Annotated in this window: 25 protein-coding genes and 1 pseudogene; 21 read left to right on the top strand and 5 right to left on the bottom strand. The window is 62.7% G+C overall.

Annotated elements, in window-relative coordinates; all coding sequences use genetic code 11:
* Positions 1–194 precede the first annotated feature (194 nt).
* From AC1DLO_RS13290 to AC1DLO_RS13325, 8 genes and pseudogenes are all read left to right on the top strand, one after another.
* Positions 195–1,211, top strand: a complete 1,017-nt coding sequence (locus AC1DLO_RS13290) for a LacI family DNA-binding transcriptional regulator (RefSeq protein WP_476914494.1) — start codon at positions 195–197, stop codon at positions 1,209–1,211.
* 170 nt (positions 1,212–1,381) lie between these two features.
* Positions 1,382–2,698 carry an ABC transporter substrate-binding protein gene (locus AC1DLO_RS13295; protein ID WP_476890252.1) on the top strand — a complete coding sequence of 439 codons (1,317 nt, stop codon included), beginning with the start codon at positions 1,382–1,384 and terminating at the stop codon, positions 2,696–2,698.
* A gap of 69 nt (positions 2,699–2,767) precedes the next feature.
* Positions 2,768–3,637: a carbohydrate ABC transporter permease gene (locus AC1DLO_RS13300; RefSeq protein WP_476890253.1), complete on the top strand. Its 870-nt coding sequence runs from the start codon at positions 2,768–2,770 to the stop codon at positions 3,635–3,637.
* Positions 3,634–4,551: a carbohydrate ABC transporter permease gene (locus AC1DLO_RS13305; RefSeq protein ID WP_476890254.1), complete on the top strand. Its 918-nt coding sequence runs from the start codon at positions 3,634–3,636 to the stop codon at positions 4,549–4,551. The genes AC1DLO_RS13300 and AC1DLO_RS13305 overlap by 4 nt, the downstream gene beginning before the upstream one ends.
* Positions 4,552–4,798: 247 nt before the next feature.
* Entirely contained in the window at positions 4,799–5,035 is a 237-nt protein-coding gene (locus tag AC1DLO_RS13310) for a hypothetical protein (RefSeq protein ID WP_476890255.1), read from the top strand.
* 173 nt (positions 5,036–5,208) lie between these two features.
* Positions 5,209–6,300, top strand: a complete 1,092-nt coding sequence (locus tag AC1DLO_RS13315; protein WP_476890256.1) for a PfkB family carbohydrate kinase — start codon at positions 5,209–5,211, stop codon at positions 6,298–6,300.
* A gap of 224 nt (positions 6,301–6,524) precedes the next feature.
* A complete protein-coding gene (locus AC1DLO_RS13320) occupies positions 6,525–7,106 on the top strand; it encodes a cadmium resistance transporter (RefSeq protein WP_476890257.1) in 582 nt (193 codons plus the stop codon).
* Between the two features lie 169 nt (positions 7,107–7,275).
* Positions 7,276–7,995: pseudogene (locus tag AC1DLO_RS13325) on the top strand (IS5 family transposase).
* A gap of 11 nt (positions 7,996–8,006) precedes the next feature.
* Here the strand turns inward: AC1DLO_RS13325 and AC1DLO_RS13330 are convergent.
* The 5 genes from AC1DLO_RS13330 to sdhC all read right to left on the bottom strand — a co-directional run bounded on the left by AC1DLO_RS13330 (position 8,007) and on the right by sdhC (position 12,425).
* Positions 8,007–8,771: an alpha/beta hydrolase family protein gene (locus AC1DLO_RS13330; protein ID WP_476890258.1), complete on the bottom strand. Its 765-nt coding sequence runs from the start codon at positions 8,769–8,771 to the stop codon at positions 8,007–8,009.
* A gap of 114 nt (positions 8,772–8,885) precedes the next feature.
* Positions 8,886–9,668, bottom strand: coding sequence for a succinate dehydrogenase iron-sulfur subunit (locus AC1DLO_RS13335; RefSeq protein ID WP_476890259.1), 783 nt, complete (start codon positions 9,666–9,668; stop codon positions 8,886–8,888).
* On the bottom strand, positions 9,668–11,467 hold the full coding sequence (gene sdhA, locus AC1DLO_RS13340) for a succinate dehydrogenase flavoprotein subunit (RefSeq protein ID WP_476890260.1): 1,800 nt from the start codon (positions 11,465–11,467) through the stop codon (positions 9,668–9,670). The genes AC1DLO_RS13335 and sdhA overlap by 1 nt, the downstream gene beginning before the upstream one ends.
* A gap of 94 nt (positions 11,468–11,561) precedes the next feature.
* Positions 11,562–12,041 (bottom strand): succinate dehydrogenase hydrophobic membrane anchor subunit, encoded by a 480-nt coding sequence (locus AC1DLO_RS13345; RefSeq protein WP_476890261.1) that lies wholly within the window; start codon positions 12,039–12,041, stop codon positions 11,562–11,564.
* A gap of 3 nt (positions 12,042–12,044) precedes the next feature.
* A complete protein-coding gene (gene sdhC / locus AC1DLO_RS13350; RefSeq protein ID WP_265978566.1) occupies positions 12,045–12,425 on the bottom strand; it encodes a succinate dehydrogenase, cytochrome b556 subunit in 381 nt (126 codons plus the stop codon).
* Positions 12,426–12,663: 238 nt separating this feature from the next.
* Here sdhC and AC1DLO_RS13355 point away from each other — a divergent pair, with 238 nt between their 5' ends.
* The 13 genes from AC1DLO_RS13355 (at position 12,664) to AC1DLO_RS13415 (ending at position 26,566) form a co-directional block, all read left to right on the top strand.
* Complete coding sequence (locus AC1DLO_RS13355) at positions 12,664–13,797, top strand: mannose-1-phosphate guanylyltransferase (protein WP_184736500.1); 1,134 nt, start codon at positions 12,664–12,666, stop codon at positions 13,795–13,797.
* 78 nt (positions 13,798–13,875) lie between these two features.
* Positions 13,876–15,075: an amidohydrolase gene (locus tag AC1DLO_RS13360; protein WP_476890262.1), complete on the top strand. Its 1,200-nt coding sequence runs from the start codon at positions 13,876–13,878 to the stop codon at positions 15,073–15,075.
* 185 nt (positions 15,076–15,260) lie between these two features.
* Positions 15,261–15,695: a MarR family winged helix-turn-helix transcriptional regulator gene (locus AC1DLO_RS13365; protein WP_184736496.1), complete on the top strand. Its 435-nt coding sequence runs from the start codon at positions 15,261–15,263 to the stop codon at positions 15,693–15,695.
* A gap of 29 nt (positions 15,696–15,724) precedes the next feature.
* On the top strand, positions 15,725–16,156 hold the full coding sequence (locus AC1DLO_RS13370; protein ID WP_461835845.1) for an organic hydroperoxide resistance protein: 432 nt from the start codon (positions 15,725–15,727) through the stop codon (positions 16,154–16,156).
* The gene (locus tag AC1DLO_RS13375) at positions 16,153–17,172 is read left to right on the top strand and encodes an NADP-dependent oxidoreductase (protein ID WP_476890263.1); all 1,020 of its coding nucleotides are present in this window, start codon (positions 16,153–16,155) and stop codon (positions 17,170–17,172) included. Before AC1DLO_RS13370 ends, AC1DLO_RS13375 begins: the two co-directional genes overlap by 4 nt.
* 294 nt (positions 17,173–17,466) lie before the next feature.
* Positions 17,467–18,573, top strand: a complete 1,107-nt coding sequence (locus tag AC1DLO_RS13380; protein WP_476890264.1) for a BMP family lipoprotein — start codon at positions 17,467–17,469, stop codon at positions 18,571–18,573.
* Between the two features lie 165 nt (positions 18,574–18,738).
* Positions 18,739–20,289 (top strand): ABC transporter ATP-binding protein, encoded by a 1,551-nt coding sequence (locus AC1DLO_RS13385; RefSeq protein ID WP_476890265.1) that lies wholly within the window; start codon positions 18,739–18,741, stop codon positions 20,287–20,289.
* Positions 20,282–21,655 carry an ABC transporter permease gene (locus tag AC1DLO_RS13390; protein ID WP_476890266.1) on the top strand — a complete coding sequence of 458 codons (1,374 nt, stop codon included), beginning with the start codon at positions 20,282–20,284 and terminating at the stop codon, positions 21,653–21,655. Before AC1DLO_RS13385 ends, AC1DLO_RS13390 begins: the two co-directional genes overlap by 8 nt.
* On the top strand, positions 21,652–23,163 hold the full coding sequence (locus AC1DLO_RS13395; protein ID WP_476890267.1) for an ABC transporter permease: 1,512 nt from the start codon (positions 21,652–21,654) through the stop codon (positions 23,161–23,163). Before AC1DLO_RS13390 ends, AC1DLO_RS13395 begins: the two co-directional genes overlap by 4 nt.
* A 2-nt stretch (positions 23,164–23,165) precedes the next feature.
* Positions 23,166–23,579 (top strand): cytidine deaminase, encoded by a 414-nt coding sequence (locus tag AC1DLO_RS13400; RefSeq protein WP_395893780.1) that lies wholly within the window; start codon positions 23,166–23,168, stop codon positions 23,577–23,579.
* Entirely contained in the window at positions 23,576–24,886 is a 1,311-nt protein-coding gene (locus AC1DLO_RS13405) for a thymidine phosphorylase (protein WP_476890268.1), read from the top strand. Before AC1DLO_RS13400 ends, AC1DLO_RS13405 begins: the two co-directional genes overlap by 4 nt.
* Positions 24,887–24,951: 65 nt before the next feature.
* Positions 24,952–25,626 (top strand): DedA family protein, encoded by a 675-nt coding sequence (locus AC1DLO_RS13410; RefSeq protein ID WP_476890269.1) that lies wholly within the window; start codon positions 24,952–24,954, stop codon positions 25,624–25,626.
* A gap of 250 nt (positions 25,627–25,876) precedes the next feature.
* Complete coding sequence (locus AC1DLO_RS13415) at positions 25,877–26,566, top strand: DedA family protein (protein WP_476890359.1); 690 nt, start codon at positions 25,877–25,879, stop codon at positions 26,564–26,566.
* The last annotated feature ends 8 nt before the right edge of the window (positions 26,567–26,574 follow it).

Here is a 26,574-nt window from a genome sequence, read left to right on the forward strand (position 1 = left end):
GTACTCCCGGGTCCGTCTCTGCCTTCTGCAAAGGGTCGGAAGCATCGAAACGTTTGCGTGACTGGATGATAGGCTCATTCCAGTAACAAGCGCAACTGGGCCACCGTTTCCCCGGCGACATGGAGGTTCCAGAGCTGGAGTAAGGTAGTGCCAAACTTGCGCAAACGATGCGCCGCTAGATGATGAGGTGAGCAATGGCGACCATGGTTGAAGTTGCACGCAAGGCCAAGGTGTCCATATCCACGGTCTCGCACGTGCTGAATGGAACCCGCAACGTGGAGCCGGAGACGCGAAAGCGCGTCCTTGCGGCAATTGCGTCCACTGGCTACCGGCAGGATGCACTGGCAAGAGCACTCCGGCGTTCCCAGACCGATACCATCGGCCTCGTGGTTTCAGATGCCGGCGAGCCGGCCTTCGCCGAAATGGTCCACGGAGTCGAGCATGCCGCCGTCGAAAACGGCCTCACCCTCGTTCTGGCGAACTCTGCCGAGAACGCCGACCGGGAAAGGAAAGCCGTCCAGACCCTCCTGAACCGACGCGTGGACGGACTGATCCTCGCCAGGGCAGCGGAGTCGGACCCCGCCCTGCTCCAGGCCCTGGAACAGGAGAAGCCGCCCACGATCCTCCTGGACCGCATCTTCTCCCAACTCCCCTTCGACCAAGTCGGCGCAGACAACCGGGAAACCATGCGCCAGCTGGTAACGCACATGATCGCCTCCGGCCACAGGCGCTTCGCCCTCGTGGCCGGAGACGTCCGCGTGCCAGTGCTCCAGGAACGCATGGGCGGCTTTACGGATGCCTCGCACGAGGGGCGCCTCGCCCCTGACGAACAGCTCATCATCACCGGAACAGACAGAGAAGCACTGGCGGAGGAGCTCGAAAACTCCCTCCACACCGGGCAAATCACCGCGATCATAGCCTGCAGCACCCCCCTGGCTGCCCTCAGCCTGCGGACCATGGCCCGTGCGGGAATATCGACACCCCACGACGTCGCTTTCGCAACCTTCGATGGCTTTGACAATTCGGACCTGTTCCAGCCGCGACTCACCACCGCCAGGCAGCCCGCCTTCGACATGGGGGCTGCGGCAGTGCACCTGCTCGTTGAGCGGCTCCGCAACCCCGAGGCAAGTCCGCGCACCGTCAGACTGCAGCAGCGCATCGAATGGCGCGAGTCCACGGAAGACTACCGCCGGCAACCGGCCATCTACTAGTCCGATGCTTGACAATCACAGCACCGCGTTCTAACGTCAGACAAACGTTTCGCGCAAACGTTTCGACAAAAAGGACTTTGGGTAGCTCGTTCACTCCCCCTTCGGCGGGCACCCAACCACCCGAATTCGAGAGGGCACCAGCGCCCTCTCACTCGTCAAAGGAGATGAAAGTGTCCTTCTCAATCACCACCGCCGGACGGGCCCGACGCCTTGCCGCGGCAGTCCTTGTGACTGCAGCCGCTATAGGCAGCCTCGTAGGCTGTTCGTCGAATTCGTCGGCATCTGACGGCCCGACCACAATCTCGCTGTCTATGCAGAACCCCGACGTCAAGACGGCCGACCCTGCCACCTGGGCCATCATCCAGGCCTTCGAGAAAGCGAATCCCAACATCAAAATGGAGGTCACAGGTGAGGCTGTGGCCGAGCATCTGCAGAAGCTCTCCATTGCCGCGCAGAGCGATACGCTGCCTGATGTCTTCTGGGTGTACAAGTCCAACGCCGAAGACATGCTCAAGGGCGGGAAGCTGATGAATCTCTCCCCGGTCCTCAGCGAGCTTGGCCTGAGCGACAAGTTCCCCAAGAGCACGGTGTCCAACTTCACGTCCGGCGACGCCATCTACGGAGTCCCTTACCAGGGACTCCTCACCGGCCTCTGGTACAACAAGAAGATCCTGCAGGATAACGGGCTCCAGGTTCCCGTCACGTTCGACGATCTCCTGGCTGTTGCCAAGAAGCTGAAGGAAAAGGGGATCACCACCATCTCTAACGGGGCCAATCAGTCTGCCTTCAGCGTGTGGAGCTTCCTCACGGATCTGGACCGCTTCGGCTACGCCGACAAGATCGACGGCATCCTCAATGGCACTGGAAGCTTCAACAATGCGGACTTCCTTCGCCTCTACCAGCACATTGCCGAGCTCCGGGACGCAGGAGCATTCGCGTCCAACGTCTCGACCCAGACCTACCAGCAGGCAGTGGACCAGTTCACCAGCGGCAAGGCGGCCATGCTCGACGCGGGCGTTTGGGGCTCGGGCGCCATTCAGAAGTCTTCCGTTGCCGGGAACGTGGGTTTCTGGGCCGGTCCCCAGTTCAAAGACGGCGTCGGCAACCAGAACATCATCATGAACGTCGCCTCCGCGCCCCTTGTTGTCAGTGCGAAGGTCTCAAAGGACAACGCCAAGCTCGCCGCCGTCAAGAAGTTCATCGCCTTCTACTACGGCGACGAAGCCCAGCAGATGCTTGTTGACAACGGACAGCCCCCGGTCACGACCTACAAGCCGAAGGTGGACCCGTCGTCTCAGAGTGCGTTGAAGGCCGCCCTGGACGCGGCCAACGCCCCCGGCGTTTCGAGCCCGGAGTCCCAGCCTGACCTCCTGGTATCGACCCCGGTCGCCAACGCAATGTATGACAGCATCTACGGCGTGATTCAGAACCAACTCACGCCCCAGCAGGCCGTCGACCTGGTACAGGCCGCGGTCCAGTCCAAGTAGCTGATCGGTGGCTCTGGCTCTCGAGGTCAGAGCCACCGGCAGTCCCTCTACAGCAGAAAGTGTCAACCCGTGACATGGATAAGTTCCCGCTGGAAGATCCTCGCGATGATCGCACCAGCGCTGATCCTCTTCACCCTGTTCCTCGTCTACCCCGTCATCTACTCCCTTGGCTTCAGCTTCACCAAGTTCCAAGGATTCGGAAACCCTGAGTTCATCGGCCTCCAGAATTACATTTCGCTGGGGCAGGACCCCTTCTTCTGGCGGGCGCTGCAGAACACCGTCATCATTCTCATCGTCAGCATCGTCTTGCTGGTCCCCGGATCCTTCGCTCTCGCGCTTCTCCTCCGCCGCAAGGTCCCCGGCGGCGGGGCTCTTCGCGCCCTCGTCTTCGGTCCGGCTATCATCGCGCCGATCCTCGTCGGGCTGATCTGGGTCTTCATCCTCGACCCGAAGATCGGCCTTCTCAATCGGCTGCTGGGTTTCATGGGGATGGGGCCTGTCCAATGGATCGGCGGGGACACCCTGACGCCATACGCGGTTGCGCTGGTCTTCATCTGGGGCAGCATCGGCTTCGCCATGACGATCTTCTACGCGGGTCGGCAAGTGCTGCCCGAGGATGTCATGGAAGCCAGCGAACTCGACGGCGCCACCGGGTTTCAGCAGCTTCGCTACGTCACCATTCCGATGATGCGCGAGACATTTGCGATCGTCACAATCCTGATGATCACAAGCGTCTTCAAGATATTCGAACTCGTCTACATGCTCACCGGCGGCGGTCCTGTCCACCGATCCGAAACCCTCGTCAGCTACATGTACTTCACCACCTTCACCAACCAGAGATATGGCCTGGGCATGGCCCTGGCCGTCATCATCACGGTGCTGGGCGCAGTCGTTTCCGTTGCATACCTGGCCCTCTCGCGCGAGCGGAAGACAGCATGAGAACCACCTCGACCGACATCATCGATGAATCCATGAGCACCGATTTGGCCGGGACAACCCCGGACCATCAGAAGCCGAAACGGACCCGGCGGAGGGCCGCGGCGATCGCCTCGGGCGCCGTCGCCTACTTGATCACCTTCCTCGTCATCCTCCCGCTCCTCTGGATCGTCCTGCTCTCATTCCAGCCAAGCGGGAACATCCTCGGAAACCCGTTCTCACTCACCAATCTGACTCTTGACAACTACCTGACGGTCATCGGGTCGCTGCCGCTGCTGAAAATGTACGGGAACACCGTCCTGATCGCCGTCGTCGCTGTCACCGTCGGAACGGCGATCTCATTCACGGCCGCGTTTGCATTGACGCGGATGATATTCCGGCACCGGAGAGTCCAGTCGAGCCTGCGTTTCTACATCCTCGCCGGCCTTGCGGTGCCTGTTTACATCCTGCTTTTCCCCGTCTACCGCCTCGACCTGGCGTTCGGTGTATTCGGAACGTACGCAGCGCTGATCCTGCCCTACATCGCGGTGTCCATTCCGTTTAATACACTGCTGCTGACCGGTTTCCTGAGGGAGTTTCCGTCCGAACTCGAGGAAGCGGCAATCATCGATGGTGCAGGGCTCGGAAGGCTCTGCTGGACCGTCGTGCTGCCGCTGATGCGACCGGTAATCGCGACGATCCTCATCTTCAACGTGGTCTATGTCTTCAATGAATTCCCCTTCGCGTCCATCCTGATCAACAATCCGGATATGGTGACTGTTTCGCTGGCAGTATCGCGATTCCAAGGACAGTACACGGTCGATTACGGGGGCATGATGGCGGCCGCGACTCTCGTGCTGTTGCCCCAGCTCGTCATCTATGCGCTCTTCCAGAAGCAGGTCATTGCCGGAATGACTGTCGGCGCGGTCAAAGGCTAGACTCCGGCGACTGCCGCTATTGAATGGAAGGTTCCCGCCCCGTTAGGCAGGCCTGGTGCGGGGACCGGAGAACAACCCGTGAGGGTCCTGCCAAAGAAGCCATGTCCAACAAGCCACCGTGGGGGTGGGACCAGCCCGCGATCTGCCAGCTCGCACGCCTTGATTCCCCTATGCCGAAAAGCCGGGTCCCGTAGACGCCATACAAAGAGCAACGCCCCAACGCGCGGCACACGGAAGAAGGAGTTCAATGGCAGGCCAACGAGACGGGGCAATCTATTCGGTTTCCATTCATTTGGCACGACGGAGGGACCTTGACGTGAAACTGGACCAGGCCATCGACGCCGCAATCGATGCAGTCAACGGGCACCCTGGCCTGGGAATCCTTGTTTCACGCCACGACCGTCAGACGCTGACCGTAGAGCTGAGCGAAGAGGCTCCACACAGAACAATCGTGGAACGCGACCTGAGGACGCACCACCCCTGAGGGACCTGCCTGTCCGTCCTGCGGAAAAGTCAGACCGGACGAATCCTCTGCCAACGGCCGCGTCCTCGGGGTGGGAGCAGAGAGCCAGCGTCTTGTGTGAGAGGGCCTGATCCCCTTCACGGCGCCATGAGCCCGCGGCAACCTTCGAACCATATTCAACTTAAGGAGTCCAGATGCAACACCCGACCGTAGCTGATCAGCGGGCGCCCGATAGCGGGAGCCGGGAGGTTACCGAAACCAGCCTCGGGAACACCCAAAAGATGGCGTCCGGGGCTTGGCCAGGAAAGCAAGTGTTGGTTGTGGGCGAGGCCCTGACAGACATCATCGACACCGCCGAAGGGATCAGCGAACACCCTGGAGGCTCTCCGGCGAACGTGGCCCTCGGACTCGCGCGGCTTGGCGTCGTAACATCGTTCCTCACCGCTCTGGGCCGAGACGCACGCGGCGAGGCGATCGCGGCCCGCCTTCGCGCCTCCGGCGTTGAGATCCTGACCGAGTCTTGGTCCCTCCCGGTGACGTCCACGGCACTGGCGGACATCCAGAGCGATGGTGCAGCCCGCTACACGTTCGATTTGGACTGGTGCCTCCCGGTCGAAGCTGCACTCCCGGAAGTTGATCACATTCACGTCGGCTCGGTGGCGGCATTCCTCGCCCCTGGCGCAGACCGGGTAGAGGAGATCGTCCGCGAACTCGGCCAGCACGCGACTGTCAGCTTCGACCCCAATATTCGACCGGCCCTGACCGGAGATCCGGCCAGCGCATTGGCCCGCTTCGAACGCCTCGTGGCCCTCTCCGATATCGTCAAGCTCAGCGACGAGGATGCCGCCTACCTCTACCCAAGCCTCACTGCGCAAGAGGCGGCCAGAACGATAGCCGGCAATGGTCCTGTTGTCGCCGTGACGGCAGGAGCCGGAGGTTCCTTCCTAGTATCCGGCGGCGACATCATCGGGATCGAGCCAGTCTCAACAACAGTTCAGGACACGGTAGGCGCTGGAGACAGTTATATGTCCGCCCTCCTCACGGCACTCCTCAGCCTGGGACGACCGCCCTTCAAGAATTCCGAACTGGCGGCCGCGGGGACCCTGGCGGCTCAGGCAGCCGCCGTCACGGTCTCCCGGGCCGGCGCCGAGCCCCCCACTCTCATGGACCTGCAGATCGCGCGCTCAGACCAGCCGGCAATGCCTGCTCGCATCGCAGAACACAGCCCCCGACTCGCACAGGCATCGAGCGGTCTGGCACCCGCTCGTTTGATCAAGGGCTGCTGAACACGTTGAGACTAGTGCGCGGCGACAGGCCCAGGCGCACCGCCCTGAAGGTTCCCGGCTGCAAACGGACCATGCCGCGCGGCGAGCGAGCCATTAGAACCGCGCCCGAGGATCAGCTCGTCGAGATCATGGCTTCTGCCCGGGCTTTCTCAACCGACCGGGCTGGCGTTGGGTGCCTTGCAGGCAGCGCCTGCGCCGTCTTCGCCCTGCTCTGAGAGGCAGCGATGGACGCCGGTATCCTCGCCACCGCCGCAGGAACCTACGCCGCAACCAATCTCGACGACTTCGTGGTACTGACAGCGCTCTTCGCACTGGACCGGGCAACGGGCGCCAGGAACACGGTGCGGATCTGGGCGGGCCAGATCATCGGCATCGGATTGCTCACTGCCGCAGCATTCCTCGCGGCCAAAGTCCTGAACGACGTGCCGACATCCTGGATCCGGTACTTGTCCCTGATCCCGATCGTCATCGGACTCAAGTCACTCCGGCGCCGGGACAGACAGCCCCGCGCGGAGCGCCCGAGAACAGATGCCGGGTCCACACTCGCAGTCGTTGGCATCACGGTCGCCAACGGAGGAGACAACATGGCCCTGTACATCCCGCTGTTCCACGGCGTCGATGAAGCTGCGGGAGTCGTGACAGCGGCCTGCTTCCTGGCAATGACTCTCTTGTGGTGCACAACTGCCTGCCTCCTCACCCGTGCTGCGCCAGGTCCGGGGACAGCGCGGCGAATGCCGGCAGGTCTCGCCCCGGTCGCATACATCGCCATTGGAGCCACGGCTCTGATCCGTTCCTCGCTTACATGAGCGCAGCACTCCGGCAGCGCAAAGACAGTTGGGCCATCAGGTCCAAACGACCGGAAGCTGTTCGAAGTCGACGTACGAGGAGCACCAAGACCGGGTCCCGCGGGGAACCTGCGCCGGCGCGTAGGGCGTGTCTCCTAAAGTCCGGGCTGGTGGTCCGGATGCTGGACGGGTGTCTCGTGATTTTGTTTCGGCTGATGGGCAGTGGGCCCGCATCCAGCCTTTGCTGCCCTCATCCGATGGTCGCCGGTCGTCCGTTCCGGGATGACCGGCGTGTGGTCGAGGGCATCATTTACCGGTATCGGTGCGGATCGCATGGCGTGATGTTCCTGGCGGATTCGGCCCCTGGCAGACGATCTGTAAGCGGCACCGCCGCTACAGCGGCGACGGTACATGGGAGAAGATCCTGGCCAAGCTGCTGACGGTGGCGGATTCCCGGGGCGAGGTGGATTTGGTCGGTCTCGGTCGATTCGACGGTGAACCGTGCCTACCAGCACGGCACGAACCTTCCCCGCGCCATAGGGGGCCCCGTCGAATTACATGAATCTGTTTGCTAAACCGGCCCGATCATGCCATTGGCCGTTCCCGCGGCGGGCTGAGCACGAAGATCCATGCCCTGGTCGACGGGAAGGGCCGGCCGCTGACCTTGCTGGTCGCACCGGGTCAGGGAGGGGACGCGCCGATGTTCCCCTATCTGATGAAGCATCTGAAGGTCAATCGCGGACGACCTCCGGCCTCTGACAAGGAAGACTTCAAAGGCCGGAACGTCGTCGAGCGGAACTTCAACACCTTCACGCAGTGGCGGGGGCTCGCCACCCGCTACGACAAGCTCGTTTTCACCTACCGGGGCGGCGCGGTCCTCCGCGCCATCAGCATCTGGCTGACAGCATGAGGAGACACGCCCTAGTCGCCTAAGTACTGTCCGGCCCAAGCTGAGATGATCCGGGCAACCCGGGCGGCCTGTCCCTTGCCCGTCAGCAGGTGGTCGCTGCCTTCGAGCGAAACGAAGCTCCGGGGGTGCCTTGCCGTTTGGAAGATCTCGCTGGCATTGTCGATGCCCACGGTGTTGTCTGTGGGGGAGTGCAGGACCATGAGGGGTCTGTGCAGCGTACGGATGCAGTCGCTGAGGTCGGCCCGCTCCACGTCTTCCACAAAGTGGCGGCGAACCTCCATCCGCCTGCCGCCCAGGTTGACCTCCGCACGGCCTTCGCTGAGGATAGTGCTCACTTCGGCGTCGAACATGTGCTCCACGTGCCTGGGCTCGAACGGGGCGCCGACCGTCGCCACGGCCCGTACCTCGGGAAGGTTGAGGGCGGCCGCCAGCACGGCAGCCCCTCCAAAGGAGTGGCCCACCAAGAGGGAGATTTCCTTGTCCGAGGTACGCATGAACTCGGCGGCGCGGATGGTGTCTGCCACTTTGACGCTGAACGATCCCGCGGACCATTCGCCGGCGGAGTCGCCCAGTCCAAGGTTGTCGAAGCGAAGCATCCCGACGCCAAGGTCGGCCAAGCCCTTGCAGATGCGCGAGGCGGAGGGGCTGTCCTTGCCGAGGGTCAAACCATGGGAGAACACACCCCAGCCTCGGACCGGGCCCTCAGGCACGTCCACGACCCCCGCCAGGAGGTCTCCGGTGCTGCCTTCGAAGCTGATCTTCATGGATTTGGACACCCTGTCCGCCTTTCGCTTTGCGAGTTGCCCGGCTTTTCCCGTGCGACTCTTAAACAACGACGACGGCGTACCCCGCTCAGGGGGGACACCGTCGTCGTACTCTAACTTCGGAAACTAGATCTTGCGTGCCAGGATGGCCTGCTTGACCTCAGCGATAGCCTGGGTCACCTGGATGCCGCGGGGGCAAGCCTCCGAGCAGTTGAAGGTGGTGCGGCAGCGCCACACGCCTTCCTTGTCGTTGAGGATCTCCAAACGCATGTCACCGGCATCGTCGCGGGAATCGAAGATGAAGCGGTGCGCATTCACAATGGCGGCCGGGCCAAAGTACTGGCCGTCCGTCCAGAACACGGGGCAAGACGAGGTGCACGCCGCGCACAAGATGCACTTGGTGGTGTCGTCAAAGCGCTCACGGTCCTCGACCGACTGCAGGCGCTCCTTGGTGGGTTCGTGGCCTTTGTTGATCAAGAACGGCATAACCTCGCGGAAGGACTGGAAGAACGGCTCCATGTCCACGATCAGGTCCTTCTCCACGGGGAGGCCCTTGATCGGCTCAACGGTGATGGGCTTGGACGTGTCCAGGTCCTTCAGCAGGGTCTTGCAGGCGAGGCGGTTGCGGCCGTTGATGCGCATGGCATCGGAGCCGCAAATGCCGTGTGCACAGGAGCGGCGGAAGGACAGCGAACCGTCGATCTCCCACTTAACCTTGTGCAGTGCGTCCAGCACGCGGTCCGTGCCGTACATTGTCAGCTGGTGGTCTTCCCATACGGGCTCTTCCGAGACCTCGGGGTTATAGCGGCGAACGCGCAGCGTGATGTTGAAGGTGGGGATCTCCCCGCCTCCGCCAATACCTGCAGGAAGCTCGATCTTGGAGGCCGGCTCAGCCATTTCGGTCGTCATTAGTACTTACGCTCCATTGGCTCGTAACGGGTAAAGACAACGGGCTTGGTCTCAAGACGGATGCCCGCTACGGATTCGGCTGACGATTCGGTGGTGACCGAGCTGTCCTTGTAAGCCATGGAGTGCTTCATGAACTTCTCGTCGTCGCGGTCCGGGAAGTCCTCGCGGTAGTGGCCGCCGCGGGACTCTTCACGGTGCAGTGCACCGACCGTCATGACCTTCGCCATGTCGAGGAGGAAGCCCAGTTCCACGGCCTCCAGAAGATCCAGGTTGAAGCGCTTCCCCTTGTCCTGGACCACCACGTTCTTGTATCGCGCTTCGAATTCGGCGATGTCGTTGAGGACCTGGTCCAGGGATTCCTTGGTGCGGAACACCTGCATGTTGGTGTCCATGGTTTCCTGCAGTTCCTTGCGGATCTGCGCGACACGCTCGGTTCCGTTGCCGTCCAGCAGACCGGACAGCATGGTGCGGGTGTGTGCTTCGGGATCCTCCGGCAGCTCGACGAAGTCGGCAGTCTTGGAGTATTCCGCCGCGGCAATGCCGGCACGCTTGCCGAAGACGTTGATGTCCAGGAGCGAGTTGGTACCAAGGCGGTTGGAGCCGTGGACCGAAACGCAGGCGACCTCGCCGGCGGCGTACAGGCCGGGCACGATCGTGTCGTTGTCCTGCAGCACCTCGGTAGAGATGTTCGTGGGGATACCGCCCATGGCGTAGTGCGCCGTCGGGAACACCGGTACTGGTTCGGTGAACGGTTCCACACCCAGGTAGGTGCGGGCGAACTCGGTGATGTCCGGCAGCTTGGCCTCGATGTGCGCGGGCTCAAGGTGGGTCAGGTCCAGAAGGACGTAGTCCTTGTTCGGACCGCACCCGCGGCCTTCGCGGACTTCGTTCGCCATGGCTCGGGCCACGATGTCGCGGGGGGCGAGGTCTTTGATGGTGGGGGCGTAGCGCTCCATGAAGCGTTCACCCTCCGAGTTGCGGAGGATGGCGCCTTCGCCGCGAGCACCTTCGGTGAGGAGGATGCCCAGGCCTGCAAGGCCGGTCGGGTGGAACTGGAAGAACTCCATGTCTTCCAGCGGGATACCCCGGCGGAAAGCGATGCCCATACCGTCACCGGTCAAGGTGTGGGCGTTGGAGGTGGTCTTGAAGACCTTGCCCGCGCCGCCGGAGGCGAAGACCACGGACTTGGCCTGGAAGACGTGCAGTTCGCCGGAAGCGAGGTCGTAGGACACAACGCCGGCTACACGCTTCTGCTTGTACAGCGTGCCGTCTTCGCGCACTGCGTCTTCTTCGACGAGCAGCAGGTCCAGGACGTAGTACTCGTTGTAGAACTCAACGTTGTGCTTGACGCAGTTTTGATACAGCGTCTGCAGGATCATGTGGCCCGTGCGGTCTGCTGCATAGCAGGCACGGCGGACCGGAGCCTTGCCGTGGTCACGGGTGTGGCCACCGAAACGGCGCTGGTCAATGCGGCCTTCGGGCGTGCGGTTGAACGGCAGGCCCATCTTTTCAAGGTCCAGCACGGCGTCGATGGCTTCCTTCGCCATGACCTCGGCTGCGTCCTGGTCAACCAGGTAGTCGCCGCCCTTGATGGTGTCGAACGTGTGCCACTCCCAGTTGTCCTCTTCGACGTTGGCCAGGGCTGCACACATGCCGCCCTGGGCTGCGCCGGTGTGGGAACGGGTGGGGTAGAGCTTGGTCAGTACTGCGGTGCGTGCGCGCTGACCGGATTCGATCGCGGCGCGCATGCCGGCGCCGCCGGCACCGACAATAACGACGTCGTACTTATGGACCTGCATACCAGATGCTCTTTCTCTCTAAGTCAGATGGTCGGCGGAGCCTGCTCCGCGTGTTGTGCACCGTCCGGACATTGCCGGTGGTGCAGCGGAGCCGCTACGGCGCCGGGCAGAACCCGCCCGGCAGCTGAACGCCGTTGACGACGGGGCACGGGTTGAATGTGAAGATCACCAGGGTGCCCAGAACGATGATGACGAAGCTGGCCGCGTACAGGACCACCTTGAGCCAGAAGCGGGTGGCGTCCTTTTCGGCGTAGTCGTTGATGATGGTGCGGACGCCGTTGGTGCCGTGAAGCATCGCGAGCCACAGCATGGCCAGGTCCCAGAACTGCCAGAACGGGTCGGCCCACTTGCCCGCCACGAAGCCGAAGTCGATGGCGTGGATGCCCTCTCCGACCAGCAGGTTCACGAACAGGTGGCCGAAGATCAGCACTACGAGCACGACGCCGGAGAGCCGCATGAAAAGCCACGCGAACATCTCGAAGTTCCCCTTGGAACCCGTTCCGCGGCGGTACTGCGGAGCGATCTTTCCACTACTGATTTTTCCACTGCGTGGGTTCTGAATATCAGTACTCATGGCTTAGTGGCCTCCCAGAGCGAGGGACAGGTGACGGATGGCGAAGGCGGCGAAGGTAACCAGCCAGAGTGCCAGGACGACCCACAGCATCTGGCGCTGGTACTTGGCGCCCTTCTTCCAGAAGTCAACGGCGATGATGCGCAGGCCATTGAAAGCGTGGAAAACGATCGCTGCGACGAGGCCCGTTTCGCCCAGGGCCATGAGGGGGTTCTTGTAGGCGCCGATGACGGCCGTATAGGCCTCCGGGGACACACGCACCAATGAGGTGTCCAGCACATGGACCAACAAGAAGAAAAAGATCACAACACCGGTAATGCGGTGTCCAACCCAGGACCACATGCCTTCACGGCCGCGGTACAAGGTGCCAGCTGGTTTTGTCGGCACTGAATAAACCTTCCTGCAACACAGCGGCGCTGGCACGGGATCCATGCGGGGGGAACGCCAGCTGCGAGAGCACTCGTAGCTCAGCCTAAATCTAGGCTTCGCTCACAGCTTATTCAATTTAGGCGCCCCTTCTTGTAATCAGGTTGCGGGTGTTCGCCTGAATTCCGGTCTTTTCGCGGCGACGGTGAGACGAAGACCACAAAGTGGGACTTGCTCGGGTGTCCGATAAGGTATTGCGGTGAGTACAGACAACGCTGCAAGCACTGAATCGCCATTGCGCCACTTCCATGCGGTCATTCCGGCCGGCGGAGTGGGCACGCGCCTATGGCCGCTTTCGCGTGCGGCCGCGCCCAAATTCCTGCACGACCTCACGGGTTCGGGAAGCACCCTCCTGCGGGCTACGTATGATCGCCTGGAACCGTTGGCCGGCAATCGCGTCCTGGTGGTCACGGGCGTTGCGCACCGTGCTGCTGTCTGCCGCCAGCTTCCCGAAGTGGGCGACGACGAGCTGGTGCTTGAAAGCGAACCGAAAGACTCAGGGGCGGCCATCGGCCTCGCGGCTGCCATCCTGCACCGCCGCAACCCGGACACCATCATGGGTTCCTTCGCGGCTGACCACGTCATCAGCCCGGACAACCTCTTCCAAGAGACTGTCCGCGAGGCTATCCACACCGCTGCCGCTGGGAAGATCGTGACCATCGGCATCAAGCCCACGCATCCCTCAACCGGTTTCGGTTACATCCGCACCGGCGACTTGCTCAATGTGGATAACGCGCCGAACGCGCATGCCGTGGTCGAGTTCGTCGAAAAGCCGAGCGAGGACATCGCCAAGAAGTACCTCGAGACCGGCGACTATGTCTGGAATGCCGGCATGTTCGTCGCCCCTGTGGCACTCATGCTCAAGCACCTCGAAGCAAACCAGCCGGTTCTGTTTGCGGGCTTGCAGGAAATTGCGGAAGCCTGGGACACTCCGGAGCGCGATGAAGTGACGGCCCGGGTGTGGCCCACGCTGCCCAAGATCGCCATTGACTATGCGGTGGCGGAACCCGCCGCAGCGGCGGGGGATGTCGCCGTCGTGCCTGGTACCTTCCGGTGGGACGACGTCGGAGACTTTGCCGCGATCGGCCGCCTCAACAATGCCGGCGACGTCGACGAAGTGACGGTCCTCGGCGAAGGCGCGCGTGTCTTCACCGAGAACGCCAGCGGCGTGGTTGTCTCCGACACCAAGCGTGTGATCGCGCTCATCGGCATCAAGGACGTCGTGATCGTGGACACCCCTGACGCCTTGCTTGTCACCACCAAGGAGCATGCTCAGCGGGTCAAGGGAGCGGTGGACGCGCTCAAGGCAAGTGGGGACACTGACGTCCTCTAGCTCGCGAGCCTGAGGCACGGTCCGTAACCAAGAGACCCCTTTCGTTATTCGAAGGGCGCGGATGGCTAGAGTTGTGGAGTGCGCAATTTCACTACAGAAACCCAGCCGACCCCCGTGGTGAGGCCGTGGCTTGACGATCTCCTGCCGGAACTCATTGAATTCCGGCGGGATCTCCATGCGCATCCGGAACTTTCCTTCAAGGAATTCCGCACCACGGACAAACTCGTTGAGCGGCTCGAGGCGGCCGGACTGAACCCTCGCCGCCTGGAAGGCTCGGGGGTGACGGTCGACGTCGGCGAAGGACCCATCGCCACGGCGCTGCGCGGCGATATCGATGCCCTCCCCATCATCGAGGAGACCGGGCTTCCGTTCGCTTCGAAGAACCACGGCGTGACCCACGCCTGCGGGCATGACGTCCACACCACCAGCATGCTCGGGATTGCCCTGGTGCTGCACGCCATGCACCAGGAATCGCCGCTGGGCGGCACGGTACGCATCATCTTCCAACCGGCGGAGGAAACCATGCCCGGCGGTGCGTTGTCCTGCATCGAGCAGGGCGTCCTCCAGGGAGTCCCGCGGATTCTGGCGCTGCACTGCGATCCGCGCATCAATGTTGGCCAGATCGGCACGCGCATCGGGGCCATCACCTCGGCCTCGGACACCATCAAGATCGAATTGACCGGGCGCGGCGGCCACACTTCCCGGCCCCATTTGACGGAGGACTTGGTCTTCGCGCTGGCCCAGATCGCCATCAACGTCCCGGCCGTCCTGTCTCGTCGCGTGGATGTCCGCAGCGGTGTCTCGGTGGTGTGGGGCCAGATCACGGCAGGTTCGGCGCCCAACGCCATCCCTGCCAACGGTTACATGGCCGGCACCATGCGCTGCCTGGACCGCGATGCATGGCACAGCGCGGGGGAGCTGTTGGATGACGTTGTCCAGCAAGTTGCCGCGCCATACGGGGTCGACGTCCACCTTGAGCACACGCGGGGTGTCCCTCCCGTGGTCAACTCGGAACACGAGACCGCCCTCATCGAAGCCGCTGCCCGGGCCGAACTCGGCGAGCACGCCGTCGTCCTGACGCCGCAGTCCATGGGCGGCGAAGACTTCGCCTGGTTCCTGGCGGACCTGCCCGGCGCCATGATGCGACTCGGAACCCACACGCCTGGCGGTGAAGAATACGATCTCCACCGCGGTGACTTCATCGTGGACGAACGTGCCCTCGGCTTTGCGATCCAAGTCCTGGCCGCCGCCGCATTGCGCACCATCCGGGACCTCTAAGACGGCGGTCGCTCGCTCACTTTTGGTCGAAAGCCCTGGGATCCTCCTGCAGATCATTTGCAGGAGGATCCTGTCTTTTGGGCTTGTTTGTGAGCGGGCGTTACCGGGGCTGGGCTTGTTTGTGAGCGGGGGTCGCGGCCCCAATTGAGTTGTGCACAATCTAATTGTGGGCTATCGTTATTTTTATGAGTGAAGCTCCCCGTCTCAACCACCAAGTCTGTTTCGCCCTCTACTCCGCATCGAAGGCGGCCACGGCGGTGTACAGGCCAGTGCTGGATGAGCTTGGGCTGACGTATCCGCAGTACCTCGTCATGCTGGTTCTCTGGGAAAACGAGCCGCGAAGCGTCCGGGAACTGGGCACAGAGCTCGGACTCGACTCGGGCACCCTGTCGCCTCTGCTCAAGAGGCTTGAAGCCTTGGGCCTGGTGGAGCGCCGGCGTTCGGCCGAAGATGAGCGGCGCGTCGAAATCCACCTGACTGACTCAGGCCGCGCCCTCAGTGCCCGGGCGGGGGCCGTCCCACAGCGACTCGCCGACGCCGCGGGGTTGAGCGCCGCCGAGCTTGCGCAGCTTCACGACACCCTGGGCCGGCTTACCGCTGCCCTCCATTCAGCCATCTAGACCACATCTCCGAAGGAAAAGGAACCACAGTGAAGACTTTGTACACAGCCGAGGCGCTTGCCTCCGGTGAAGGCCGTGACGGCAACGCACGCACCAACGACGGCAAGCTGGACGTAGCACTCGCCAGCCCGGTGGAACTGGGCGGAAACGGCCAGGGAACCAACCCCGAGCAGCTTTTCGCCGCCGGTTACGCGGCGTGCTTCCACTCGGCACTCAGGCTGGTGGGACGCAAGGCCCGGGTGGATCTCAGCGATTCCGCGGTCGCCGCCAAGATCCACTTCGGCGCCCTCGAGGGCCGCGAGGGATATGGACTCGCCGCCGAGCTCGAGATCGCCCTGCCGGCCCTCGATCGGGAGACCGCCGAGCAGCTCGTGGCCAAGGCCCACCAGATCTGCCCGTACTCCAACGCGACCCGCGGCAACATCGCCGTCGACATCAAGCTTGTGGAGGTGGCCGCATGAGCGCCGCACTTCCCAAGCGCACGCGCGAAATCCAGCTGGCGTCCCGCCCGCAGGGGCGCCCGGTCCAGGAGAATTTTCGCTTGGCGGAGACTGATCTGCCCGAGCTGCAGGACGGCCAAATCCTGGTCCGCAACGAGTTCATGTCCGTTGACCCCTACATGCGCGGCCGCATGAACGACGCGAAGTCCTATTCGGCACCTTTCCGTCTCGATGCAGCGCTCGACGGCGGTGCGGTGGGTGAGGTGATCGCGTCCCGTTCCGACGCGCACAAGGTGGGCGACGTCGTCGTGCACCAGCTCGGGTGGCGCGAGTTCTCCGTGGTAGACGCCGCACGGACGACACCGGTCCCGGCCGGGTTGGCGCCGTCGTCGGCGTTCCTCGGTGCGCTCGGCATGACAGGCCTGACGGCATATGCCGGGCTGCTCAAGGTGGCCGAGTTCAAGGCCGGAGACGTCGTCTTCGTTTCCGGTGCCGCGGGCGCCGTCGGCTCGATCGTGGGCCAGGTCGCCAAGGCTATGGGGGCCTCCAAGGTGATTGGCAGCGCAGGTTCCCCCGAGAAGGTGGCGCGCCTGCTCGAACTCGGCTTCGACGCCGCCTTCGATTACCACGACGGTCCGGTGGTGAAGCAACTCCGTGAGGCAGCGGGGGAGCGTGGCATCGACGTCTACTTTGACAACGTGGGCGGCGAACACCTTGAGGCCGCCCTCTCGGTCCTCACGGTGGGCGGGCGCGTGGCGATGTGCGGCGCCATCTCGCAGTACAACTCCACGGAGCCCACAGCTGCTCCGCGCAACCTGGCCGTCGCCATTGGAAAGCAATTGACCCTCCGCGGCTTCCTGGTAGGCGGGCAGCGTCAGCACGCCGCCGAGTTCGCCGGGAAGATGGCCGGATGGCTGGCCGATGGGACGGTCCGCTACGACGAGACGATCGTCGACGGGCTGGAAAACGCGCCGCAGGCCTTCATTGATCTCCTCGATGGGGCGAACACCGGCAAGATGCTGGTCCGCCTGAACTGAGTACCTCTGCACTGGATACCTCCCGCGCTGAGTACCGGCCGCGGCGGGCAGGCATCCTAGGACCGTTCGCTGGGAGTTCCACTACTGCTTGGTAACAAAAGCTCAACAATCTTCGGGTTGTTGGGCTTTTGTGTTACCGGGGTGTGTTCCATCCCACTAAAGTTGTGCCATCAGTGCGCCCTAGGCGCAGTGCTGCGAAGCATCAGTGAAAACAGAATTTCAGCCTCGAGTTTTCGAAACGGACACTCATTGACCAACTGTCGTAGCATCAATCACTTTCTTCCTGGAGGAAAATTGAAGCAATCACTGCGTGCCACCCTAAAGCGCGGTTCATTTGCAGGCGTCGCAACTGCGGGCGCCGCTGCTCTTTTGCTGGCAGGCTGCGGTAGCGCACCGTCTGCGTCGAGCTCGGGCAGCGCCACGAAGTCCGACTACACCGCATGCATGGTGTCCGACTCCGGTGGTTTCGACGACAAGTCGTTCAACCAGTCAGGCTATGAGGGGCTTCAGGCGGCAGCCAAGGATCTTGCCATCCAGGAGAAGCATGTCCAGTCCAAGGCCGACACGGACTACGACCCCAACCTCCGTTCCATGGTCCAACAGGGCTGCAAGCTGACGGTCACAGTCGGCTTCCTGTTGGGCGATGCCACGAAGAACATTGCCACGGCAAACCCGAACAGCCACTTCGCCATCATCGACTACTCGGACCCCACCTTCCCGAAGAACGTCAAGCCGATTGTCTATGACACGGCCCAAGCCGCATTCCTCGCCGGCTACCTGGCCGCAGGTACCTCCAAGACAGGCAAGGTGGCAACCTTCGGTGGCCTCAACATCCCCACCGTGAGCATCTTCATGGACGGCTTCTCTGACGGCGTGAAGTACTACAACCAGAAGAAGGGCAAGTCCGTCCAGCTGCTTGGCTGGGACAAGGACAAGCAGGACGGCACGTTCGTCGGCGACTTCAAGCAGGTCGACAAGGGCAAGGTCCTCACCCAGGGATTCCTGGACCAGGGCGCCGACGTCGTCCTTCCTGTCGCTGGTCCGGTTGGCGCGGGCGCAGGCAGCGCGATCCTTGACGCCAAGGCAAAAGGCACGGACGCCAAGCTGATCTGGGTCGACTCGGACGGCTACCTCACCGCACCCGCCTACAAGTCGGTCATCCTGACCTCGGTCCAGAAGACCATGGCCACGGCTGTCGAAACGGTCATCAAGGCCGACAAGGACGGCAAGTTCGACCCCAGCCCCTACGTTGGCACGCTCGACAACGGGGGCGTGGCGCTTGCCCCGTTCCACGATCTCGACTCCGCAGTGCCGGCTGACATGAAGAGCGATCTTGACCAGCTGAAGAAGGACATCATCTCCGGCGCAGTGAAGGTCGAATCAAAGTCCAGCCCCAAGTAATATTCCGGGCTAAACCGCGTCGCGCTGCCCTTCAGCCGAGTTTTGGCAGAAGGGCAGCGCGTTCTGCGTTGCCTTCAATTTTGCTCTTCGACACTCCCTGGCCGAGCACTATGCTGGGAGCACGGTGATGACGAGGAGCCATCCTTTTATAGATGGGTTGGAGTTTTGAAACTCGAACTGAAAGGGATCACGAAGCGCTTCGGATCCCTCGTAGCCAATGACCACATCGATCTCGTGGTTGAACCCGGCCAAGTCCATTGCCTTTTGGGCGAAAACGGTGCCGGCAAATCCACCCTGATGAATGTCCTTTACGGACTCTACGATCCCAGCGAGGGCGAAATCCTGGTTGACGGCACGCCGGTCGTCTTCAAGGGTCCGGGCGACGCCATGGCGGCAGGTATCGGCATGGTCCACCAGCACTTCATGCTGATTCCGGTTTTCACGGTGGCCGAAAATGTGGCGCTGGGAAACGAAGCCACCAAAGCCGCAGGGTTTCTGAACCTGGATGAAACCCGCCGCAAGATCTCCGAGATTTCCAAGCAATATGGATTCCACGTCGACCCCGATGCCCTCGTGGAAGACCTTCCCGTGGGAGTGCAGCAGCGGGTCGAGATCATCAAGGCGTTGGTGCGCGACGCCGAAGTGCTGATTCTCGATGAACCGACTGCCGTTCTTACTCCGCAGGAAACCGATGAGCTCCTTGACATCATCAGACAGCTCAAGGCTGCCGGAAAATCTATTGTCTTTATTTCGCACAAGCTGCGCGAGGTCAAGGAAATTTCGGACATCATCACCGTTATCCGGCGGGGGAAAGTGGTCGGTTCGGCTGACCCCTCGGCGTCACCAACGGAACTCGCTTCGGCGATGGTGGGCCGGGCAGTCAGCTTGACCCTGGAAAAGAAGCCCGCCCAGCCGGGGGAGACGACCTTCAAGGTCCGGGACCTCACCGTTGTTGACCACAATGGCCAGCACGTCGTGGACGGGCTGAGTTTCGACATCGCCAAGGGCGAAGTGCTTGCCATCGCCGGTGTCCAAGGCAACGGCCAGACCGAGCTCACGGAAGCCATCCTCGGTGTCCAGCCCCACGTCACCGGGTCCATCACCCTTGACGACGTCGAGCTGCTCGGCAGGAGCGTCAAGCAGGTCCTTTCCGCCGGCGTCGGGTTCGTCCCCGAAGACCGCAAGATCGACGGTCTGGTTGGAACGTTCTCCATTTCCGAGAACATGATCCTGGACCTTTACGACAAGCCGCCCTTCGCCCAAGGCATCGGCATGAAACCGGCCTTGATTGCTTCCCACGCGGAGAAAAAGGTCGAAGAGTTCGATGTGCGGACGCCGTCGATCAACGTCGCCGTGGGTACGCTCTCCGGCGGAAACCAGCAAAAGGTGGTGCTGGCGAGGGAGTTGTCCAGGCCATTGAGGCTCTTCATCGCATCACAGCCCACCCGAGGCCTCGACGTCGGCTCCATCGAGTTCGTGCACAAACGGGTCATTGCCGAACGGGACAACGGAACCCCGGTGATGATCGTCTCCACGGAGCTCGATGAAGTGCTTGAGCTCGCTGACAGGATTGCCGTTCTCTACCGCGGGAGGCTCGTAGGGATTGTTCCCGCCGGTACCTCCCGCGATGTGTTGGGCTTGATGATGGCAGGCGTTCCGGAACATGAGGCAGAACTGACTGCGAACAAAACCCTCGAGGGAGGAACACATGTCTGAGTCCAACACCCCTCGACATGAAAACGACGTCGAGCCAGAGCGCCCGGCAACTCTGGCTGACGAGGTCGTCCTGGATGTCGCGCTGGACACTGCCGACGGTGCGATGGCCCCGTCAGCAGTTCCGGCTACCAGCCAAGGCGGACAGATCCCGCACGCCGCCGGTGGTTCAGTCTTCCGGCAGATCGTGACCGGAAACGCCATGGTATCGGTGTTGTCAGTGCTCCTCGCGATTGTGCTCGGCGGAATCCTGATGGCCGTGACCAACCCCAAAGTGGCAGAAACGGCAGGATATTTCTTCGCGCAGCCGGGGGACATGCTCACCGAGGTCTTCAGGCCGTACGTCGCACTGGTCCAGGGCTCGCTCTTCAACTGGGCCGGGGCCGACGCCGCAGCCCAGCTGTACCCGATCACTGAAACCCTGACGGTGTCCACGCCCCTGATTTGCGCAGGGCTCGGCGTGGCATTGGCCTTCCGTGCGGGACTGTTCAACATCGGCGCGCAAGGCCAAATCATCTTTGGTGCCCTGTTCGGCGCCTACGTTGGCTTCACGTGGCACTTGCCGTTCTTGGTCCACCTCCTGGTGGTCATCGTTGCCGGACTCGTCGGCGGCGCGGTGTGGGGCGCCGTCGTCGGTCTCCTCAAGGCGAGGACCGGCGCGCATGAGGTCATCGTGACCATCATGCTGAACTACATCGCCAATTTCCTGCTCCTTTTCCTCCTGACCACCCCGGCTTTCCAGCGCAAGGGCTCGACCAACCCGATCTCGCCCTTCCTGGACCAGTCGGCGCTGTTTCCGGAGTTGCTCGGACCGCAGTTCAGGCTCCACGCCGGCTTCCTCCTGGCCGTGGTGGCGACCGTCTTTGTCTGGTGGCTCCTGAACCGCTCCACGCTTGGCTTTGAATTCCGGGCCGTGGGCGCCAACCAGAGCGCGGCACGCACCGCTGGAATCAACGTTCCGCGGGCCGTGATCCTGGTCATGGCGATTGCGGGTGCCCTTGCAGGCCTCGCTGGCATCGCGCAGGTATCAGGGACGGAGAAGTACCTTTCGGGAGGCGTCGCGGCTTCCATCGGATTCGATGCCATCACCGTCGCGCTGTTGGGCCGTTCGACGCCGTGGGGAACCTTCTTCGCCGGTCTCCTGTTCGGTGCGTTCCGGGCAGGGGGCGTCGCGATGCAGGCACAGACCCAGACCCCGATCGACATCGTCTTGGTCATCCAGTCCCTGATCGTCCTCTTCATTGCGGCACCTCCACTGGTGCGCGCGATCTTCGGACTGAATCCCCGGAAAAAGAAGAAGGCCCCGGGAGGGCCCGGCTCCGGAACGATCCCCTCCGGAAAAATCGAGAGCGGAGCGGCAACAGCATGAGCACCACAACAACGCAGCCCGGTAGTGGCACGCCCGCCGGCAACGCTCCTGATCGCTCCGGAAAGCCGGGCGTCAGCGAACTGGTGAGCTGGAAAGCCGGAATCGGGCTGTCCCTGCTAGCAATCCTCGGAACCGTGCTGTTCGGATTCATGTCCAATTCGAAATCGGCAGGCTTCGGCATCGCCGAGGCGGCGAATGAAGCGGCCTCCAACGTGGCTGCATGGGTCACTTTGGTCCTGGCACTTCTTCTTTCGGCCTGGCTCGGATACCTGTGGTTCGTCCGCCGTCGTTCGGGCCCCGCATCGGGTTCGGGCCAAGTACCGGGCTGGCTGCCCCCAGCCACCGTCGCCGCGGTTGTGGTGCTCGGCTTGGCCGCGCTCGGGGTGGCAAAGGTTTCCAAGATCACGCTTCCATCGGCGGCCATCGGCTGGATCGCGGCGGTGATTCTCCTTGGCCTGGCTGGCTACACGGTGTACCTCACCCAGGCGAAGAAGGCCACGCCCCGCTGGGTGGGTGGTACCTTTGCCGCAGTATTCCTTATCGGGTTCATGGTCTGGATCGTGGCTGGCGGAAATGGCGATGAGCCTTCCATCTCCCTCGCCGGACTGATCGCAGGATCCGTCACTTTGGCCGTGCCGCTGGTTTTCGGTTCCCTGTCCGGGGTCCTGTGCGAACGCGTCGGTGTGGTCAACATCGCCATTGAAGGCCAGCTCCTTTTGGGAGCGTTTTCAGCGGCCGTTGTTGCTACGGTGACGCACAACGTCTACGCCGGACTGGTCGCTGCGGCAGTGGCCGGGTCGCTTGTTTCCCTGGTCCTGGCTGTGGTCAGCATCAAGTACCTCGTCAACCAGATCATCGTGGGCGTCGTCCTCAACGTCCTCATCAGTGGATTGACGAGCTTCCTGTTCTCGACCCTGCTGACGGCGGACCCGGAGGGCCTCAACAAGCCCGGCCGCCTGCCTCCGGTGGATATCCCCTTCCTGTCCGATATCCCCATCATCGGCCCCATCCTGTTCCACCAGTCCCTGGTGGGCTATTTGATGTACATCGCCGTGATCGTGGTTTACCTCGGCCTTTTCCACACGAAGTGGGGGCTCCGTGTGAGGGCCGTCGGCGAGCACCCGCAGGCGGCCGACACCGTGGGCATCAACGTCAACCGGACCCGTTTTTGGAATGTGCTCATGGGCGGCGCTATCGCGGGTATTGGCGGCTCATTCTTCACGCTGGTTTCCGTGGATGCGTTCAGCAAGGACATGTCCGGAGGCCGCGGGTACATCGCGTTGGCGGCGTTGATCTTCGGACGTTGGAACCCGATCGGCGCGTTCCTGGCCGCATTGTTGTTCGGTTTCGCGGACAACCTTCAGAGCGTCATCACCATCATCGGATCGCCCGTGCCGAGCCAGTTCATGGCCATGCTTCCGTATGCCTTGACGGTCTTCGCCGTCGCTGGGTTGGTGGGCAGGTCCCGGCCGCCGGCGGCAAGCGGCATACCGTACGTCAAGGGTTGACCGTGGCGGCCACGGATACCGGAGGGGTGGACTGGGCGGCCCTCGAAGCCGCTGCGGTCACCGCCATGGGTAAGGCTTACGCTCCGTATTCGAAGTTCCCGGTGGGGGCTGCCGCCCTCACCGAGGACGGACGGATCGTCAGCGGCTGCAACGTGGAGAACGCCAGCTACGGCCTCACACTGTGTGCTGAGTGCGCCCTCGTGGGTGACCTCCACATGGGTGGAGGCGGCAGACTGCGGGCATTCTACTGCGTGGACGCGAAGGGGAACATCCTCATGCCGTGCGGCCGCTGCAGACAATTGCTGTATGAATTCCGGGCACCCGGCATGCAGCTCATGACAACACAGGGCATCAAGACCATGGACCAAGTGCTGCCCGATGCCTTCGGTCCCGACAACCTGGAGGAGAACCGGTGACACAGACTGAAGCGTTTGACGCCGTTCAGATCATCAGCATCAAGCGGGACAAGGGCACCCTGAGCCCGGAACAGATCGACTGGACCATCGATGCTTACACCCGCGGTGTCATCGCCGACGAGCAGATGGCGGCCCTGAACATGGCCATCCTGCTCAATGGAATGGACCGTGCCGAGATCTCGCGCTGGACCGAGGCGATGATCGCCTCGGGCGAGCGAATGGACTTTTCCAGCCTTCGGCGTCGCGACGGCGGCATGAAGGCCACCACGGACAAGCACTCCACCGGGGGAGTCGGGGATAAGATCACCCTTCCCCTGGCGCCATTGGTGGCGGTCTTCGGAGTGGCGGTTCCCCAGCTTTCCGGCAGGGGGCTGGGCCACACCGGCGGGACCCTGGACAAGCTCGAAGCGATTCCCGGCTGGCGGGCGAACCTGAGCAATGCGGAAATCCTGGCCCAATTGCAGGACGTTGGAGCGGTCATTTGCGCAGCCGGCACCGGATTGGCTCCGGCAGACAAGAAGCTCTACGCCCTCCGGGACGTGACGGGCACGGTGGAAGCCATCCCGCTGATTGCCTCGTCCATTATGAGCAAGAAGATCGCCGAGGGCACGGGTTCCCTGGTGCTTGACGTGAAGGTGGGCTCGGGGGCGTTCATGAAGGACGAGGCCCGCGCCCGCGAGCTGGCCGAAACCATGGTGGCACTGGGCAAGGATGCCGGCGTCAACACCGTGGCCCTCCTGACCAACATGGGTACTCCACTGGGCTTGACCGCGGGAAATGCCATCGAGGTGGAGGAATCGGTGGAGGTGCTTGCAGGCGGCGGTCCGGAAGACGTCGTCGAACTGACCGTCAGGCTCGCTGAGGAGATGTTGGCCTGTGCCGGAGTCCACGACGCCGACCCCCGGGCGGCCCTCAAGGACGGCCGGGCGATGGACGTCTGGAACCGCATGATCGAGGCCCAAGGGGGCGATCCGCGTGCGGCCTTGCCAGTAGCCAAGGAATCGGAGGTCATCCCGGCCCCGGCCGACGGCGTCCTCGTGGAGCTCGACGCATTGTCAGTGGGTGTGGCTGCCTGGCGCCTCGGCGCCGGACGTGCCCGGAAGGAAGACATCGTCCAGGCCGGTGCAGGGGTGCGCATGCACGCCAAACCGGGTGCCTTGGTACGTGCGGGGGAGCCGCTGATGACCCTGCTGACTGATACCCCTGAGAAATTCGAAAGGGCGAAGGAAGCCCTGGAGGGGGCCGTGCTCATCGCCCCCGAGGGCTCGCGGCCGGCGCAGCGGCTCATCATCGACCGGATCTCCTAGGCTGGTCTCCCGGGCCGTTTCGGACGCCCGGGAGACTATCCTCCCGGCCATTCGTTAGGAAGACCGTGCAGGCAATCAACGACTTCATCCTCGCCGCAGCCGGGCAGCCCTGGGTATTGCTTCTGGTCTTTGCTTGCTGCGTGATCGACGGCTTCTTTCCACCCATTCCCAGTGAATCGGTGGTGGTTGGACTCGCGGCCGTCTCCGCGACTGCGGGAGTGCCCAATGCATGGCTCCTGATTTTGGTGGGTGCGCTGGGGGCTTTCACGGGCGACAACATCGCCTACTTGATCGGCCGCCGAATAGGTGTTCGCCGCTGGCGGTGGATGCGTTCCCAAAGGATGCAAGGCGCCTTCCGTTGGGCTGGACGGGAACTTCGACGCCGGGCCGCGTCGCTGATCATGGTGGCCCGGTTCATCCCCATCGGCCGTGTGGCAGTGAACCTCACTGCCGGAGCCACACACTTCTCGCACGGGATGTTCGTGGCACTCACGGCCATGTCCGCCGTTCTGTGGGCCGGCTATTCGGTGGCCATCGGCTTGTTCTTCGGCCAGTGGTTCGAACACAACCATTTGCTTGGGGCGATCATCGCGATCGTCGCGGCAGTCATCCTCGGAATCATCGTGGACCGGGTCATCAGCAAAATCCGCGGCTCCGTTCCGCCGGATGCGGCGGAAGCGATCGAAAGGCGCGAAGCGGCCGAAGATGCCGGAGAGGCGGAAGAGGAACCCGTTCCTTAGCCGGGATTGCTTGGCCACGACCCCCGTCAGGATCGCGTCGCCTCCTTCCTGGGTGCTTGCGCTCGGCACCGGAAGATCCCCCTGTGGGCGGATGCTTCCTTGTGACTTGCAGGTTAGCCTTAACTTGTGTTCTTCTCCGGCCGGGCGTAGCGAACGACACTTCGGCCGTGGGACACTGGATAGCGATCTATGTCACGCGACCGTGTGACTTTCCTTGAGGAGCAATGCCTGCGTGGAATTCATGAACCACATGCTCGAGCATGCCGCCGGGCAGCCGTGGATCTACCCGGTGCTCCTGGTTTTCTTTTTCATCGACGGCTTTGCCACGATCCTTCCGAGTGAAACCGCCATTGTAGGGCTCTCGGCCTTGGCAATGCACCGCGGTGAACCCAATCTGTGGCTTCTTGGCTCTACCGCCCTCATCGGGGCCATGGCCGGCGACAACATGGCCTACATGCTGGGCCGCAAGATCGGTTTGGACCGCTGGAAGTGGATGCGCAAGCCGAAGGTCCAGAAGATGTTCGCCTGGGCGCACTACGAACTGGACAAGCGCGGTGCCGTGCTCATCTTCACCGCCCGGTATATCCCGTGGGGCCGTGTGGCGGTGAACTACGTCGCTGGACAAACCGGGTTCCGCCACAAGACCTTCTTCTGGCTGGATGCGTTCGCCTGCTTCACCTGGGTAGGTTATTCGATTGGGATTGGATCGCTGGCGGGCCACTGGGTGCACGACAACCCGCTCCTCGGCGTGGGGATTGCCGTGGCATTCGCGGTGGTGCTCGGGGTCATTGTGGACCACACCCTGCGTTGGTGGCACAAGCACCTTGAGAAGAAGGACGCAGAGAAGAAGGAAGCTGCTTCCGCGGAAGCAGCCGCGGCAGATGCAGGCACCGCAGTTAACGCGACTGCCGGCGTCGAGCGCTCACACCCTGCTGGCTAAGCTTCTTC

The organism is Arthrobacter sp. 01T419 (genome assembly GCF_056398865.1).